This is a genomic window from Geobacillus zalihae NBRC 101842, assembly GCF_001544135.1.
Taxonomy (GTDB): domain Bacteria; phylum Bacillota; class Bacilli; order Bacillales; family Anoxybacillaceae; genus Geobacillus; species Geobacillus zalihae.
In genome coordinates this window covers 21,197-36,574 of sequence record NZ_BCPV01000001.1, presented here as the reverse complement: position 1 = coordinate 36,574, position 15,378 = coordinate 21,197, and the positions used below count along the sequence as shown (strand labels likewise).

Sequence of the window (15,378 nt, the reverse complement as noted above, 5' to 3'; positions counted from 1 at the left end):
AAAATACGGGAACGATAGAAAGAGACTCCATATTTTTCATTGCAGGCAGGGGGAATGAATGTGAAAGCGACATACCGGCGCGTCTTTTTGATTGTGATGGATTCAGTCGGCATCGGCGAAGCGCCGGATGCCGAGAAATACAACGACAAAGGAGCGGATACGCTCGGCCATATCGCTGAGTATCGCGGCGGCCTCTATATGCCGAACATGGCGAAGCTCGGCCTAAGCCATATTCGTGAGATCAAAGGGGTGCCGAAAGTCGATCGACCGCTCGCGTACTATACAAAAATGAAGGAAGCATCGGCTGGAAAAGATACGATGACAGGCCATTGGGAGCTGATGGGCCTTCGCATCGACAAGCCGTTCCGCGTCTTTCCGAACGGGTTCCCAGATGAATTGATCGCTGAGCTCGAGCGGCGCACCGGCCGGAACGTGATCGGCAACAAACCGGCGAGCGGAACAGCGATCATCGAAGAGCTTGGCGAAGAGCATATGAAAACAGGGGCGATCATCGTCTATACATCAGCCGACTCCGTCTTGCAAATCGCCGCCCATGAACAAGTTGTGCCGCTTGATGAATTGTACCGCATTTGCGAAATCGCTCGTGAATTGACGCGCGACGAGCCGTATATGGTCGGGCGCGTCATTGCCCGACCGTTCATCGGCACACCCGGCCATTTTGAGCGAACCGCCAACCGGCACGACTATGCGCTTAAGCCGTTTGGCAAAACGGTGATGAATGAATTGAAAGACGCCGGTTATGAAGTGATTGCCATCGGGAAGATCGCCGATATTTACGACAATGAAGGAGTTACCCAGTCGTTGCGAACGACATCCAATATGGACGGAATGGATAAGCTCGTCGACACGCTCGGCATGGACTTTACCGGGTTGAGTTTCGTCAATCTCGTCGATTTTGACGCTAAATACGGCCATCGCCGCGACCCAAAAGGTTACGGCGATGCGCTCGAAGAGTTTGACGCCCGGCTTGCCGATGTGTTGCCGCGCTTGACAGCGGACGACTTGCTTATCATCACCGCTGACCACGGCAACGACCCGATTCACCACGGAACCGACCATACGCGCGAATATGTGCCGCTTCTTGTGTACAGCCCGCGATTTCGCGGCGGCAAGCCGCTCCCAGTCCGCGAGACGTTTGCCGATGTCGGCGCAACGATTGCGGATAACTTCCAAGTCAACCGGCCGCCGTACGGAACAAGCTTTTTGGCTGATTTGGCCTAACTTCATAAAGAACGATGAGGGGGGAAAAGAATGGATCGACAAGCGATTGAAAAAACCGCCGGTCATTTGCGCCCATTGATGCCAACTCCGCCTGAAATCGGTCTCATTCTCGGCTCGGGGCTCGGCGTGCTCGCTGATGAAATCGAAGAGGCGGTTCGCATTCCGTATGAAGATATTCCCGGATTTCCAGTGTCGACCGTTGAAGGACACGCTGGACGGCTCGTATATGGGCGGCTTGAGGGGGCGACCGTTGTCGCCATGCAAGGGCGGTTTCATTATTATGAAGGGTATTCGCTTCAGGAAGTGACGTTTCCCGTCCGGGTGATGAAGGCGCTTGGCGTCCGCGAATTGATCGTGACAAACGCTGCGGGCGGCATCAACGAACGGTTTCAGCCCGGCGATTTCATGATCATTTCCGACCATATCAACTTGCTGGGCACAAATCCGCTCATTGGTCCGAACGATCCGGAGCTTGGTCCGCGCTTTCCGGACATGACGGAAGCGTACAGCCGGCGGCTGCGCGAGCTCGCCAAGGAAACGGCGGCGAGACTTGGCGTTCGCGTGCATGAAGGAGTATATGTCGCCAATACGGGGCCGTCGTACGAAACGCCGGCGGAAATCCGCATGATTCGTACGCTCGGCGGCGATGCGGTCGGCATGTCGACCGTCCCGGAAGTGATCGTCGCCCGCCACGGCGGCATTGAGGTGCTCGGCATTTCGTGCATTTCGAATATGGCTGCAGGGATGTCGGATGCTCCGCTTCACCACGACGAAGTGGTTGAAACGGCCGAGCGGGTGAAGACGGACTTTTTGCGGTTTGTGAAAGCGATTGTCGCCGAAATGGCGAAATCAAAACGAAAAAGGTGATCGCGATGCGAATGGTCGATTTGATTGCGAAAAAGCGCGACGGAAAGGCGCTGACGAAGGAAGAAATTGAGTGGATCGTCCGAGGGTATACAAACGGGGACATTCCCGATTACCAAATGAGCGCGCTCGCGATGGCGATTTATTTCCGCGGCATGACCGAGGAAGAAACGGCCGCGCTGACGATGGCGATGGTGCACTCCGGCGAAATGCTCGATTTGTCGAGTATTCGCGGCGTGAAAGTCGATAAACATTCGACCGGCGGGGTCGGCGATACGACGACGCTTGTTTTAGGGCCGCTTGTCGCTTCTGTCGGCGTGCCGGTGGCGAAAATGTCTGGGCGCGGCCTCGGCCATACGGGCGGCACGATCGACAAACTCGAGTCCGTGCCCGGGTTTCATGTCGAGATCAGCAAAGACGAGTTCATTCGACTCGTGAATGAAAACGGAATCGCCATTATCGGCCAAACGGGCGATTTGACACCGGCTGACAAAAAGCTATATGCGCTTCGCGATGTGACGGCGACCGTCAACAGCATTCCGCTCATCGCCTCGTCGATCATGAGCAAAAAAATCGCCGCTGGGGCTGATGCCATCGTCTTGGATGTGAAAACGGGCGCCGGAGCGTTTATGAAGGAACTTGACGAGGCGCGCCGGCTCGCTCGAGCGATGGTCGACATTGGCAAGCGCGTCGGCCGCCGGACGATGGCGGTCATTTCTGACATGAGCCAGCCGCTCGGCTATGCCGTCGGCAACGCCTTGGAAGTGAAAGAGGCCATCGAAACGTTAAAAGGAAACGGGCCGCACGATTTAACCGAACTTTGTTTGACGCTCGGCAGCCATATGGTCTATTTGGCGGAGAAGGCGCCATCGCTTGATGAGGCGCGCCGTTTGCTTGAAGAGGCGATTCGCAGCGGGGCCGCCATCGCGGCGTTCAAAACGTTTTTGGCCGCTCAAGGTGGAGATGCATCGGTCGTCGACGATCTGGATCAATTGCCAAAGGCGGCCTATACGTCGACCGTCACGGCGGCTGCCGACGGCTATGTCGCCGAGATGGCTGCCGATGACATCGGCACGGCCGCCATGTGGCTCGGCGCCGGCCGGGCGAAAAAAGAAGACATGATCGATTTGGCGGTCGGCATTGTGCTCCATAAAAAAATCGGCGATCGCGTGCAGAAAGGGGAAGCGCTCGCCACGATTCACAGCAACCGGCCAGATGTGCTTGACGTGAAAGAAAAGATCGAGGCGGCTATTCGTCTGTCGCCGCAGCCGGTTGCTCGGCCGCCGCTCATTTATGAGACCATCGTATAGAGAGGGACGCTGGCGATCCGCAAGGAAAAAAGCAGTTGTTCAAGTAGAAGACGCCTGAAACGCGTGTTTCGGGCGTTTTTTTTGTTTTTTGGAAAATGAGCTGTTTTTTGTATAAAAATATCTCGTCTGGAAAAAATGGCATGTATAAAGAATGGAGGTTTGGGAGATGAAAACGAAAGTCACTCGTCTTCTTTTATTGCCGTTTCTTCTTTTTCTTCCTCTTTCTGCTCATGCCGAGGCGAAAGAGATGAAGGAGGCGAAAGTGAAGCTGGCCGATGAGGCGAAATCAGCCATTTTGATTGAACGCGACACCGGCAAAGTATTGTATGAAAAAAATGCCCATGAACCATTGCCTCCGGCGAGCATGACGAAAATTATGACGATGCTGCTAGTCATGGAAGCCATCGATGAAGGAAAGCTGTCCTACGATGAAAAAGTGCGGGCGAGCGAATACGCTGCGTCAATGGGTGGATCGCAAATTTTCCTCGAGCCGGGCGAGGAAATGACCGTCGATGAGCTGCTGCGCGGCATTGCCATCGGTTCGGCCAACGACGCGTCGGTCGCTATGGCTGAGCAGATCGCCGGGTCGGAAGAAGCATTTGTCGAGATGATGAATGAAAAAGCGAAACAGCTTGGCTTAAAAAACACCCATTTCGCCAATGCGACCGGCCTGCCGGCGGAACATCACTACAGCAGCGCTTATGATATGGCCATGATGGCGCGCGAACTGTTGAAATATGAAGATATTACCAAATATACGAGCAAATACGAAGACTATTTGCGCGAAAATACGGACAAAAAGTTTTGGCTCGTCAATACGAACCGGCTTGTCAAATTTTATCCGGGCGTTGACGGCCTGAAAACCGGATATACAGCCGAAGCGAAATATTGTTTGACCGCCACGGCGAAAAAGAACGGCATGCGCGTCATCGCTGTTGTGTTTGGAGCGCCGACGCCGAAATCGCGCAATGCGCAAATTACGAAGATGCTCGATTACGCGTTTTCCCAATATCGAACTCACCCGGTGTACAAACGGAATGAAACTGTCGCCCGCGTCAACATAAGCAAAGGCAAACGGTCATCCGTCGAAGCGGTGACGTCGGAGCCGGTGTCGGTGCTGACGAAAAAAGGGCAGTCGGTCGAGCAGATCGAAAAAGTGATTAAAGTGAAAGACAATGTGAAAGCACCCGTTCGCAAAGGCGATGAGCTTGGCGTCCTCATTTTAAAACAGGATGGAAAAGAAATTTTGCACAGCCTGATCGTCGCCAAGCAAACGGTCGAAGAAGCGAGCTTTTGGGACTTGTTTAAGCGGGTGTTTGGCCGCTTCGTGCAAGCGGGATAATGTCAAGTTTTGCGGTCTTTTCGCTCTCTTTGGCGAACGACCACTAGTTTTGTCGGGCGGCAGGATTTCGGGCGGACAGCAGCGAAATGTCTCCATATCCTGAAATGGACAAGGGGGAACACGCTGTGAGTCTCGCGATCGACTTGGAAGTGAAGCAAGACGTGCTCATCGTTCGCCTGTCTGGGGAGCTTGACCATCATACAGCCGAAGAATTGCGTGAACAAGTGACGGATGTGCTCGAAAACCGAGCGATCCGCCACATCGTGCTCAATTTAGGACAATTGACGTTCATGGACAGCTCTGGCCTCGGCGTCATTCTCGGACGCTATAAACAAATCAAAAACGTCGGCGGGCAGATGGTTGTATGCGCCGTATCGCCGGCCGTCAAACGGCTGTTTGACATGTCGGGTCTGTTTAAAATCATCCGCGTTGAGGCGGATGAGCAATTCGCCTTGCAAGCATTGGGGGTGGCGTAAATGCGCAACGAAATGCACCTCCAATTTTCTGCCCGCAGCGAAAATGAATCGTTCGCCCGTGTGACCGTGGCGGCGTTCGTCGCCCAGCTTGACCCGACGATGGACGAACTGACGGAAATTAAAACGGTTGTCTCTGAGGCGGTGACAAACGCGATCATTCACGGCTACAACAACGATCCGAACGGCATCGTCTCCATTTCGGTCATCATTGAAGACGGTGTCGTCCATTTGACGGTGAGAGACGAAGGAGTCGGCATTCCTGACATCGAAGAAGCGCGCCAGCCGTTGTTTACGACAAAGCCCGAGCTCGAGCGGTCAGGGATGGGCTTTACCATTATGGAAAACTTCATGGACGAAGTCATCGTTGAGTCGGAAGTGAACAAAGGGACGACTGTGTATTTGAAAAAGCATATTGCGAAAAGCAAAGCGTTATGTAACTGAGGGAGACATGCCTATGGATGTCGATGTCAAGCAAGATCAGTCGCCAATCAAAGATCAGGAGATGAAAGAGCTGATCCGCCGCAGCCAAGAAGGCGATCAAGAAGCGCGTGATGAAATTATTGAAAAAAACATGCGCCTCGTCTGGTCGGTCGTTCAACGTTTTTTAAACCGCGGCTATGAAGCGGACGACTTGTTTCAAATCGGCTGCATCGGCTTGTTAAAGTCGGTCGACAAGTTTGACCTGTCATATGACGTCAAGTTTTCGACGTACGCCGTGCCGATGATCATTGGGGAGATTCAGCGGTTTCTTCGCGACGACGGCACCGTCAAAGTGAGCCGTTCGCTGAAAGAGATGGGCAACAAAATCCGCAAGGCGAAAGATGAGCTGTCGAAAACGCGCGGGCGGGCGCCGACGGTTACGGAAATCGCCGACCATTTAGGCATTTCGCCAGAAGACGTCGTTCTGGCTCAAGAGGCGGTCCGCTCGCCGACATCGATTCACGAAACGGTGTACGAAAACGACGGCGATCCGATCACGTTGCTTGATCAAATCGCTGACGCCGACGAGGCGTCATGGTTTGACAAAATCGCCTTAAAAAAAGCGATCGAAGAACTCGACGAGCGTGAGAGGCTGATCGTCTATTTGCGCTATTACAAAGACCAAACCCAGTCCGAAGTGGCATCGAGGCTCGGCATCTCTCAAGTGCAAGTATCCCGGCTGGAAAAGAAAATATTGCAGCACATAAAGGACAAAATGGACGGATAGTCCATTTTGTCCGCACAGGTGTGTTCAAAATCGACGGATGTCAATTCATCGGCGGTGAACCATGAATCGCATCCGTCTTTTGGTCTGTAAGCGCATTTTGGAACGCTTTTTCCAGAGCAAGCAACAAAAGTCTAAAAAAGAATGGGCATTTTTTGCCCATTCTTTTCTATTTTTATGAAATCGATGGTGAACGCCGACAGGCCGCATGATCGGTGTTTTTGCCAACCAAACTAAAGAAAAACAAAATGGGGACAAAGGTGTGAAGCAAATGGCCAACACCGTATTTATCAAGCCGCGCCATCGCGTGCAAGTCAAGCCGGGGGCGGTGGTGACGCTCGGGCAGGCGGCCCAAATCGCTGCGCCGGATGGCGGGCTCATTCGGCGGTTGAAGACGATTCCGCTCTATCGCATCCAGCCCAGCGATAAAAATATCGTCATCATCGATATGATGCAAATGATCCGGGCTGTGTTTGATGTGGATTCCTCGCTTGATGTGCAGATGATCGGCCCATCGCAGACGATCATTGAAGTCGTCTATGAAAAACGGAAGGTTTCGACCGCTTCCTTCGTTCTCGTTTGGCTTCTTTTGTTCGTCGGTTCGGCGATGGCGATCATGAACTTTCACGAGGACGTCAGCATGCAACAAGTGCATCGCCATCTGTACGAAATGATGACCGGCCAAGCGGTCGATAAACCGCTGCTTTTGCAAATTCCGTATTCGCTTGGGCTCGGCATCGGGATGATTTTATTTTTCAACCATTGGTTCCGCAAACGAATCAACGAGGAGCCCAGCCCTCTTGAAGTCGAAATGTTCAACTACCAGCAATCGATCGATCAGTACGTCATTTTGCATGAAAACAAAGAAAGCTTGAGGCCTCTTGACGACGCTTGAGATTTTGCTGGTAGTGTTCGTCGGCTTCGCCGGAGGGTTGGCGGTCGGAACCGGATTTGTCGCTTTTTTGGTCGTGCTTGGCGTCATCCCGCGCCTGACGCAGCTGACGAAAACGCCAAAACGCATTCACGCCTATGAATGGGGGGCTGTAGCCGGCGCCATCGTTGGCGGTTGGATGAGTTTGCGCCATTCGGTTTGGCATTTATCCAAATATTGGCTAGCGCCGATCGGATTGTTTCATGGTGTGTTTATCGGAATGCTCGCTGCCGCTTTAACAGAGGTGTTGAACGTTTGGCCGATTTTAGCGAAGCGGATCGGCGTCGATGATAAAATCGTCATTTTACTTATGGCCATCGCCTTTGGCAAAGTGGCCGGTTCGTTGTTTCATTGGCTTTATTTTGTCGATCACTTTCGCTGACAAAGGGGGAAGGAAACGTGGGATTGAAGTCCGATTATGTCCGCGAGGTGAAGGCGTTTCAGCCTTCTCCCCCATACGCCGCCAATGCGGTAAAAGCGTTTTTTGTCGGTGGGATGTTTTGTGCGTTGGCGCAATGGCTCGCTGATTGGTATGGCGGCACGTTTGCCGCTTCGCCGCTCGAGGCCCATCTGTGGGCGTCTATGGTGATGGCTGGATTGGCGATTGTGCTGACGGCCGTCGGGAAATATGATGATTTCAGCCAATTTGCCGGTGCGGGGGCGACGATGCTCATTACAGGGCTGGCCAATGCGATCGCCAGCGCCGCTATCGAGCATCGCAGCGAAGGATGGACGGCCGGGGTGGCCGGGCAGATGTTGAAAGCCGGTGGGGCAGCGGTCATTTATGGTCTGATTGCCGCCTATGTGCTTGGCCTTGTTTGGCCGTGACGAAAAGAGGGATTGGCCATGAAACGTGTCGGAAAGCAGACATGGGTGTTTGACGATGGTGTTTACATCCAAGCGGCCGCTGCCGCGGTCGGGCCGCTTGAAGCCGACGGGCCGCTCGGAAGTTATTTTGATGTTTGCCATCGCGACTTATATTGCGGCGAAGCGACGTGGGAGCTGGCCGAGCGGAGGCTGATGCGGGAGGCGGTGGACTGCTGCTTGCAAAAGGCGGGCGTCTCTGCCGAAGAAGTCGATCTATTTTTGGCCGGTGATTTATTAAACCAAAATGCGACATCGAATTATGTCGCCCGCGAGCTGCCGATTCCGTTTTTATGCTTGTTCGGCGCCTGTTCGACCTCGATGCAAACGTTGGCGGCAGCCGCTGCGTTTGTCGCTGGTGGATTGGCTGATCGGGCGCTTGCGGCGACAAGCAGTCATAACGCGACGGCCGAACGGCAGTTTCGCTACCCGACTGAGCTTGGGGTGCAAAAGCCGAAAACGGCGACGTTCACCGTCACGGGCGCCGGCGCCGCGCTTGTTGGCCGCGCGCCGGGACGTTGGCGCGTCCGGGCGGCGACGATCGGCAAAGTCGTTGACGCCGGGCTGAAAAACCCACTCGACATGGGGGCGGCGATGGCTCCGGCGGCGGCCGATACGATCGAGCAGCATTTCCGTGACTTAGGCGTCTCGCCGGGCGATTACGATTTGATCGTCACCGGCGACTTGTCGCGCGTCGGCAGCGTCATCGTCCGCGAGTTGCTTGCTGAATCAGGCTACGATGTGACCGACGTTTACAACGATTGCGGGCTGATGATTTACCGGCCAGATCAAAAGGTGTTCGCCGGCGGCAGCGGCTGCGCCTGCTCGGCGGTCGTCACGTACGGGTATTTGCTTCAAGAGCTCGCCCACGGAACGTTTCGACGCCTGTTTGTCGTCGCTACCGGGGCGCTCTTGAGTCAAACGATGGTGCAGCAAAAACAGTCGATCCCAGCGATCGCTCACGGCGTCGTCATCGAAGCGGCTGGACAGGAGCCGGATTTGCCGCCGTAGGACGCCTTTTATTTGGGAACGATCAGGAGGGAATGTGATATGGAATACGTCCGTGCCTTTCTCGCCGGCGGGCTGCTGTGCGCCATCGTTCAGCTCATCATCGACCGCGGCAAATGGACGCCGGCTGGCGTCGCCGGTTCGCTTGTCGTCTTTGGCGTACTCCTTGGCTTTGGCGGCGTCTATGATCCATTCGTCGCTTGGGCTGGCGCCGGGGCGACGATGCCGCTATGCGGATTTGGGTATTGGTTGGCGAAAGGAGCCATGGCAGAACCGCGGCCGGAGGGATTTGTCGAAACCGGAGCAGCGGTGTTCCGATTTGCCGGCGCCTTGTTCGCTTTTATCGTGGCTGGCTCTTTTGCCGCGGCGCTCACTTGCAAACCGAAAGGGTAGAGATGATGGAAAAACGACGAGTCATTTTCGTAACGGATGGGGACGAGTTCGCCTGCCGGGCGATTGAGCGGGTTGCCGCCGAGATCGGCGGCCGTTGCATTTCCCGCTCGCAAGGCAATCCGACGAAACTGAGCGGTGAACAGTTGGTCGAACTCATTTTGCAAACGCCGCACGATCCAGTGTTTGTCATGTTTGACGATTGCGGCGCCCTCGGGGAGGGGGCCGGAGAGCAGGCGCTTCGCTATGTGGCGGGGCATGAGCAAATTGAGGTGCTTGGGGCGCTGGCGGTTGCCTCCAATACGCACCAGCATGAATGGACAAAAGTGCATGTGAGCATCGACCGTGACGGCGTGATGACCGAATATGGGGTCGATAAAGAAGGCTTCCGGGACCTCGAGATCGGGCGGATCAATGGCGATACCGTCTACTGCCTTGACCGGCTGAACATTCCGCTCATCGTCGGCATCGGCGACATCGGCAAAATGGGATACCGAGACCATGCGAAATACGGAGCGCCGATTACGCGCAAGGCGGTCGAGTTGATTCTCGAAAGGAGTGGTGGCCATGCCGGAAAAAGAAAAGAAACCGAAAGCGCCGATCGCGAAGCGGCTCGTTGACAACGCGAAGTTTTTGCAACAGCGGATCGGCGTCGGGACAAGCTTTGATTTAGGCGTGCGGAAAATTGATGTCCTAAACCGGGAAGTACATATTTACTACTGCAACGGTTTATGCGACACGCAATACATTATCGAATTGTTAAAACAAATTGTGCGCGTCAACGATGATGAACGCCAGGCGTCCCAAGCGTGGCAGATCATCGAAAATCGACTCGTTCATCAGCAAGTCAGTCCGGTGACGAGCCTCGACGAAGCGGTTGACAAGCTGCTGTCGGGCTTGATCATCGTCTTGATTGAAGGCGAATCGACCGGATTTGCTGTCGACGTCCGCAGCTATCCGGGTCGGCAGCCGCAAGAGCCGGATACGGAAAAAGTTGTGCGCGGCGCCCGCGACGGCTATGTCGAGAACATCATTGTCAACACGGCGCTCACCCGCCGCCGCATCCGCGACGAGCGGCTGCGCTTTGAAATTTTGCAAGTCGGCGAGCGGTCAAAAACGGACGTATGCATCGCCTATATTAAAGACGTCGCTGACCCGGGGCTTGTTGAACTCGTCAAGAAAGAGTTGCAGCAAATCAACGTCGATGGACTGACGATGGGCGACAAAACAGTCGAAGAGTTTTTAGTCAAGCAAGGATACAACCCGTACCCGCTCGTCCGTTACACCGAGAGGCCAGATGTAGCAGCGACGCACCTGCTTGAAGGGCACGTGCTCATTATGGTTGATACATCGCCAAGCGTCATCATCACGCCGACAACATTTTTTCACCACGTCCAGCATGCCGAGGAATACCGGCAGTCGCCAGGGGTCGGGACGTTTGTGCGCTGGGTGCGGTTTTTAGGCATTTTGACGTCGTTGTTTTTGCTGCCGCTGTGGGTGCTGTTCGTCCTTGAACCGTCGTTGCTGCCCGAATCATGGGCGTTTATTGGGCCGAACAAACAAACGAACATCCCGATCATTGTGCAAATTTTGCTCGCTGATTTTGGGATTGAGTTTTTGCGGATGGCAGCCATTCATACCCCGACGCCGCTATCAACCGCGATGGGTTTGATTGCCGCCGTCTTGATCGGACAAATCGCCATCGATGTCGGGCTGTTTGTGCCGGAAGTGATCTTGTACATTTCGGTGGCGGCGATCGGTTCCTTTGCGACGCCAAGCTATGAGTTGAGCGTGGCGAATAAGATTTCTCGATTGGCATTGGTCATTCTTGTCGCCTTGTTTAAAGTGCCCGGGCTCGTCATTGGCACGACCGTTTATTTGCTTTGGCTCGCCAGCATCCGCTCGCTTAATACGCCGTACTTATGGCCGTTCATCCCGTTCGATCCAGCGGCATTTATGCAAATTGTCGTCCGCCGTTCGGTTGCCGGAGCGAGAGTGCGCCCGAGCATCGTTCACCCGCAAGACCGGCAAAAACAGCCGTCATGACGCGAACGATCCATTTGGAAGCGGCCGTTTCCACCTATTGGCGGCCGCTTTTTTCGTTTTAGCGCTATTGCAACTTTTTTATAATTATGATAAGTTATATTTAATTGCTTGCACTGATGGTGCTTGCCTCAGTGCTTCGCACGTTTGCACGGGCGGAATGGGCATGGCCCAGCGCGGGGTGTGCGGCCTTCCGTTTCAAGGCAGAGCCGATGGCGCTTTGCGGTTTTCCATTTTGTAAAGGCAGTTGCCGATTTTGCAAACTGTCTTTTTTGCTTTTGCCATGCGATTTCGATAGAGGAATGAGGGGTTTGCGATGTTTCTTCACGGGACAAGCCGCGTGAATGAACAAGGGCATTTGGAAATCGGCGGCGTCGATGTGGTCGAGTTGGCCAAAACGTATGGCACGCCGCTTTATATTTATGACGTTGCGTTGATCCGCGCTCGGGCGCGCGCGTTTAAAGAAGCGTTCCAGCGCCACGGCGTGCGGGCGCAAGTCGCGTATGCGAGCAAGGCGTTTTCCGCCGTCGCCATCGTGCAGCTGGCCGCTGAGGAGGGATTGTCGCTTGACGTCGTCTCAGGCGGTGAGCTGTATACGGCGCTTGCGGCCGGTTTTCCGCCTGAGCGCATCCATTTTCATGGCAACAACAAAAGCCGGGACGAATTGGCGATGTCGCTTGAACACGGCATCGGCTGCATCGTTGCCGACAACTTTTACGAACTCGAGCTGATCGAAGAGCTGGCGGAGTCATCCGGTCGGACGGTGCCGGTTTTGCTCCGCGTGACGCCGGGGGTCGAGGCGCATACGCACGATTACATTTTAACCGGGCAAGAAGATTCAAAGTTCGGCTTTGACTTAAACAACGGTCAGGCGGACGAGGCGTTTCGCCGTGTCATGGCATCGGCCGCGTTTCAGCTGCTCGGCGTTCATTGCCATATCGGCTCGCAAATTTTTGAAACAGCTGGGTTTGTGCTCGCGGCGCAAAAAGTGTTTGCCAAGCTGGCGGAGTGGAACAAGGCGCACGGATTTGTCCCAGCGGTTGTCAATCTTGGCGGCGGCTTTGGCATCCGCTATACGGAGGAAGACGACCCGATTCCGGTGACAGCGTACGTCGACTGCATCGTGGAAGAGGTGAAAAGGCAGGCCGAAGCTTGCCGCTTGCCGTTGCCGGAAATTTGGATCGAGCCGGGCCGGTCGCTCGTGGGTGATGCCGGAACGACGATTTATACGATCGGTTCGCGCAAAGAGGTGCCCAACGTCCGCACCTATATTGCCGTTGACGGCGGCATGAGCGACAACATCCGTCCGGCGCTTTACGGAGCGAAATACGAAGCCGCGCTCGCCAACCGGGTGTTCGGCGAGCCGACGGAAGTCGTATCGATCGCCGGGAAGTGTTGCGAGTCAGGCGACATGCTCATTTGGGACATCGCCCTGCCGGAAGCGAAGCCGGGCGATTATTTGGCCGTTTTTTGCACCGGCGCTTACGGCTATTCCATGGCGAACAATTACAACCGTCTGCCGCGCCCAGCCGTTGTGTTCGTTGAAAACGGCGACGCCCAGCTCGTTGTGAAACGGGAGACATATGAAGATTTGATCCAATATGATTTGCCTTTGAAAACGAAAGTGAAAAAGTGAAGGCCGCCGGTTGGAAAGAGAACGGCCTCCACAAAGAAAAGGCGCCCGCTGCTTTTTTTGGGGCGCCTTCTTTCATTGTTGATTTGAGGAAAATGCTGATTTGATCGCGTTCCAAATTTCTTTCAAGATGTCGATCAGATTTTGAATGAACGTTTTCCCTTCTTCTGACTGCAAAAACGCCGATAGCTGTTCTTTCGCCTTGCTCAGCTGATCATTCACTTGATCCCAATTAATATGGGCATTTTGCATTTTATGGAAAAGGGAAATCAGGTTGTTGATTTCATTCTCGCTCAGCGTAATGCCAAGGTCGTTGGCGATTTTTTCAATAAGGGCGCGCAAATCAGCGTCCGTCTGCGGTGGGTTGTTGGCGATTTCTTGTTTGATTTTCGCCAGCAGGGCGACCGCTTTGTCCGCGCCGATCGAATCGGCGAGCTTCGCCGTCTGCACCATTTCCTCGTTCGCCACTTTTTTGACATCATCAGGGATGGCTTGGTCCGAGGAAATTTCATACGCCTTCATCAGCCCCGTCAGCGCTGCGGTGCCGGAAACCGGGAACGGAGCGGTGATGTAAATATCGGCATCTTTCACCCCTGCGGTGATCAAGGCGTTTGTATACATCTCTTTCGTCACCCATGTGATGTTGTGCGTTTCGACATGAAGCCCCGAGCCGGGCTCTTTTATCGTGATCATCGACGACGAGATGGCGCGCGTGCCGATTTGCGCTTTCGGAATGAGTCCGTCCAAATATTTATGCTCCTCAACGTTTGAGACGGTGATCGTTTGCGCCCCGTCCGGCGCCTTCATTTCGTCGAGCACTTTTTGCTTTTGTTCATTCGTTAAGTTTTCCCCGAGCGTCACAATGACATCGCCCGGCGCGGCATCGGCCGCTGCGATGCCCGGAGATGCCAAGAGCACCGCCCAAAGCAGCGATGAAGCGATCGTTCGTTTCACATAGCTCGCCTCCTGTTTACGAAAATGCATTATCATTATACCGTACGCTCGCCTGCTTGGCTATCGGAAAAACGCGACGCGGTCAGGCGGCGTGCGAATTTGAAAAGACATTTTTTCTTTTGTTTCACTTGGCCATCATGGTATGATAAAAGCAGTTTCGATGTCGAAAAGGAGCTGGATGCTTGTGGCGAAAAAAGGATATATTCTCATGGAAAACGGCGGGAAAATCGAGTTTGAACTGTTCCCAAACGAGGCGCCGGCGACGGTGGCCAATTTTGAGAAGCTCGCAAACGAAGGCTTTTATAACGGGTTGACGTTCCACCGCGTCATCCCTGGATTTGTCAGCCAAGGAGGATGTCCACGCGGCAATGGAACGGGCGATGCCGGCTATACGATCCCGTGCGAGACGGACAACAATCCACACCGACATGTCACCGGCGCGATGTCAATGGCGCACCGCGGCCGCGACACCGGCAGCTGCCAGTTCTTTATCGTCCACGAGCCGCAGCCGCACTTGGATGGGGTGCACACCGTCTTTGGCCAAGTGACATCGGGCATGGACGTCGTGAAGACGATGAAAAACGGCGACGTGATGAAGGAAGTGAAAGTATTTGACGAACCGTAAACAGCGCATGAGCGAGGATGATCGGACTGTTCGAAACAACTGGCGCTTGTTTTTCTTTTTGCTTGCGGCCAGCCTGTTGTGGGGAGCGGCGTATTGGATTTGGGTTGCGGAATGATGATGCAGGGCGTTTCGTGTGGTATAATGAACATAACGATATCGTGATGCATCCTTCGGGGCAGGGTGAAATTCCCGACCGGCGGTGATGGGGCTTTCCGCCCCTCAGCCCGCGAGCCGAAAGGCAGGATCCGGTGCGATTCCGGAGCCGACAGTATAGTCTGGATGGGAGAAGGATGCCAATATGCGCACGGCTGTTTTCGGCCGGTTCAGACCGCGTGGGCAGCGTCTGTCGGCCGACTAGGCATGGTAGTATCTTTTGTTTCCGACCGGCCGGTATAGCCTGCTTGGCGAACATGTGTTTGTTTGCGCATCATTGGTCATTCTCTCATCGATGAGCCCCCGGGGACATCCCGGGGGTTTCATTTTTATTGAAGG

General features: G+C 54.4%; 18 protein-coding genes and 1 riboswitch. Of the genes, 17 read left to right on the top strand and 1 reads right to left on the bottom strand.

Annotation, left to right across the window (positions count from 1 at the left end):
• The first annotated feature begins 54 nt into the window (after positions 1 to 54).
• The 15 genes from deoB (at position 55) to lysA (ending at position 13,310) form a co-directional block, all read left to right on the top strand.
• Complete coding sequence (gene deoB, locus GZ1_RS00195; protein WP_033005752.1) at positions 55 to 1,242, top strand: phosphopentomutase; 1,188 nt, start codon at positions 55 to 57, stop codon at positions 1,240 to 1,242.
• A 30-nt stretch (positions 1,243 to 1,272) separates the two neighbouring features.
• Entirely contained in the window at positions 1,273 to 2,109 is an 837-nt protein-coding gene (locus GZ1_RS00190; RefSeq protein WP_011231795.1) for a purine-nucleoside phosphorylase, read from the top strand.
• Between the two features lie 5 nt (positions 2,110 to 2,114).
• Positions 2,115 to 3,416: a pyrimidine-nucleoside phosphorylase gene (locus tag GZ1_RS00185; RefSeq protein ID WP_060787660.1), complete on the top strand. Its 1,302-nt coding sequence runs from the start codon at positions 2,115 to 2,117 to the stop codon at positions 3,414 to 3,416.
• 166 nt (positions 3,417 to 3,582) lie between these two features.
• Positions 3,583 to 4,758: a D-alanyl-D-alanine carboxypeptidase family protein gene (locus GZ1_RS00180; protein ID WP_060787659.1), complete on the top strand. Its 1,176-nt coding sequence runs from the start codon at positions 3,583 to 3,585 to the stop codon at positions 4,756 to 4,758.
• A gap of 125 nt (positions 4,759 to 4,883) precedes the next feature.
• Positions 4,884 to 5,234, top strand: a complete 351-nt coding sequence (gene spoIIAA, locus GZ1_RS00175; protein ID WP_011231792.1) for an anti-sigma F factor antagonist — start codon at positions 4,884 to 4,886, stop codon at positions 5,232 to 5,234.
• Positions 5,235 to 5,675 carry an anti-sigma F factor gene (gene spoIIAB, locus GZ1_RS00170; RefSeq protein ID WP_011231791.1) on the top strand — a complete coding sequence of 147 codons (441 nt, stop codon included), beginning with the start codon at positions 5,235 to 5,237 and terminating at the stop codon, positions 5,673 to 5,675.
• 13 nt (positions 5,676 to 5,688) lie between these two features.
• Positions 5,689 to 6,441, top strand: a complete 753-nt coding sequence (gene sigF, locus GZ1_RS00165) for an RNA polymerase sporulation sigma factor SigF (protein ID WP_011231790.1) — start codon at positions 5,689 to 5,691, stop codon at positions 6,439 to 6,441.
• A gap of 268 nt (positions 6,442 to 6,709) precedes the next feature.
• Positions 6,710 to 7,333, top strand: coding sequence for a stage V sporulation protein AA (locus GZ1_RS00160; RefSeq protein WP_033005766.1), 624 nt, complete (start codon positions 6,710 to 6,712; stop codon positions 7,331 to 7,333).
• On the top strand, positions 7,320 to 7,751 hold the full coding sequence (locus tag GZ1_RS00155; protein WP_011231788.1) for a stage V sporulation protein AB: 432 nt from the start codon (positions 7,320 to 7,322) through the stop codon (positions 7,749 to 7,751). The genes GZ1_RS00160 and GZ1_RS00155 overlap by 14 nt, the downstream gene beginning before the upstream one ends.
• A gap of 17 nt (positions 7,752 to 7,768) precedes the next feature.
• Complete coding sequence (locus tag GZ1_RS00150; RefSeq protein ID WP_013144836.1) at positions 7,769 to 8,197, top strand: SpoVA/SpoVAEb family sporulation membrane protein; 429 nt, start codon at positions 7,769 to 7,771, stop codon at positions 8,195 to 8,197.
• Positions 8,198 to 8,215: 18 nt separating this feature from the next.
• Positions 8,216 to 9,244 (top strand): stage V sporulation protein AD, encoded by a 1,029-nt coding sequence (gene spoVAD / locus GZ1_RS00145; protein ID WP_033005744.1) that lies wholly within the window; start codon positions 8,216 to 8,218, stop codon positions 9,242 to 9,244.
• A 39-nt stretch (positions 9,245 to 9,283) separates the two neighbouring features.
• Entirely contained in the window at positions 9,284 to 9,634 is a 351-nt protein-coding gene (locus GZ1_RS00140; RefSeq protein WP_012820684.1) for a SpoVA/SpoVAEb family sporulation membrane protein, read from the top strand.
• Between the two features lie 5 nt (positions 9,635 to 9,639).
• Positions 9,640 to 10,251, top strand: coding sequence for a stage V sporulation protein SpoVABEA (gene spoVAEA / locus GZ1_RS00135; RefSeq protein WP_060787658.1), 612 nt, complete (start codon positions 9,640 to 9,642; stop codon positions 10,249 to 10,251).
• Positions 10,199 to 11,677 carry a spore germination protein gene (locus tag GZ1_RS00130; protein ID WP_033005742.1) on the top strand — a complete coding sequence of 493 codons (1,479 nt, stop codon included), beginning with the start codon at positions 10,199 to 10,201 and terminating at the stop codon, positions 11,675 to 11,677. The genes spoVAEA and GZ1_RS00130 overlap by 53 nt, the downstream gene beginning before the upstream one ends.
• Positions 11,678 to 11,990: 313 nt before the next feature.
• Complete coding sequence (gene lysA, locus GZ1_RS00125) at positions 11,991 to 13,310, top strand: diaminopimelate decarboxylase (protein WP_020755246.1); 1,320 nt, start codon at positions 11,991 to 11,993, stop codon at positions 13,308 to 13,310.
• 72 nt (positions 13,311 to 13,382) lie between these two features.
• On the opposite strand, the gene GZ1_RS00120 is transcribed toward lysA, so the two are convergent.
• Positions 13,383 to 14,261, bottom strand: coding sequence for a DUF1002 domain-containing protein (locus tag GZ1_RS00120; protein WP_015375315.1), 879 nt, complete (start codon positions 14,259 to 14,261; stop codon positions 13,383 to 13,385).
• 184 nt (positions 14,262 to 14,445) lie between these two features.
• Here GZ1_RS00120 and GZ1_RS00115 point away from each other — a divergent pair, with 184 nt between their 5' ends.
• Positions 14,446 to 14,886 (top strand): peptidylprolyl isomerase, encoded by a 441-nt coding sequence (locus GZ1_RS00115; protein ID WP_033006697.1) that lies wholly within the window; start codon positions 14,446 to 14,448, stop codon positions 14,884 to 14,886.
• Positions 14,873 to 15,001: a hypothetical protein gene (locus GZ1_RS19455; protein WP_014196248.1), complete on the top strand. Its 129-nt coding sequence runs from the start codon at positions 14,873 to 14,875 to the stop codon at positions 14,999 to 15,001. The genes GZ1_RS00115 and GZ1_RS19455 overlap by 14 nt, the downstream gene beginning before the upstream one ends.
• A gap of 47 nt (positions 15,002 to 15,048) precedes the next feature.
• Positions 15,049 to 15,181, top strand: a riboswitch (FMN riboswitch).
• The last annotated feature ends 197 nt before the right edge of the window (positions 15,182 to 15,378 follow it).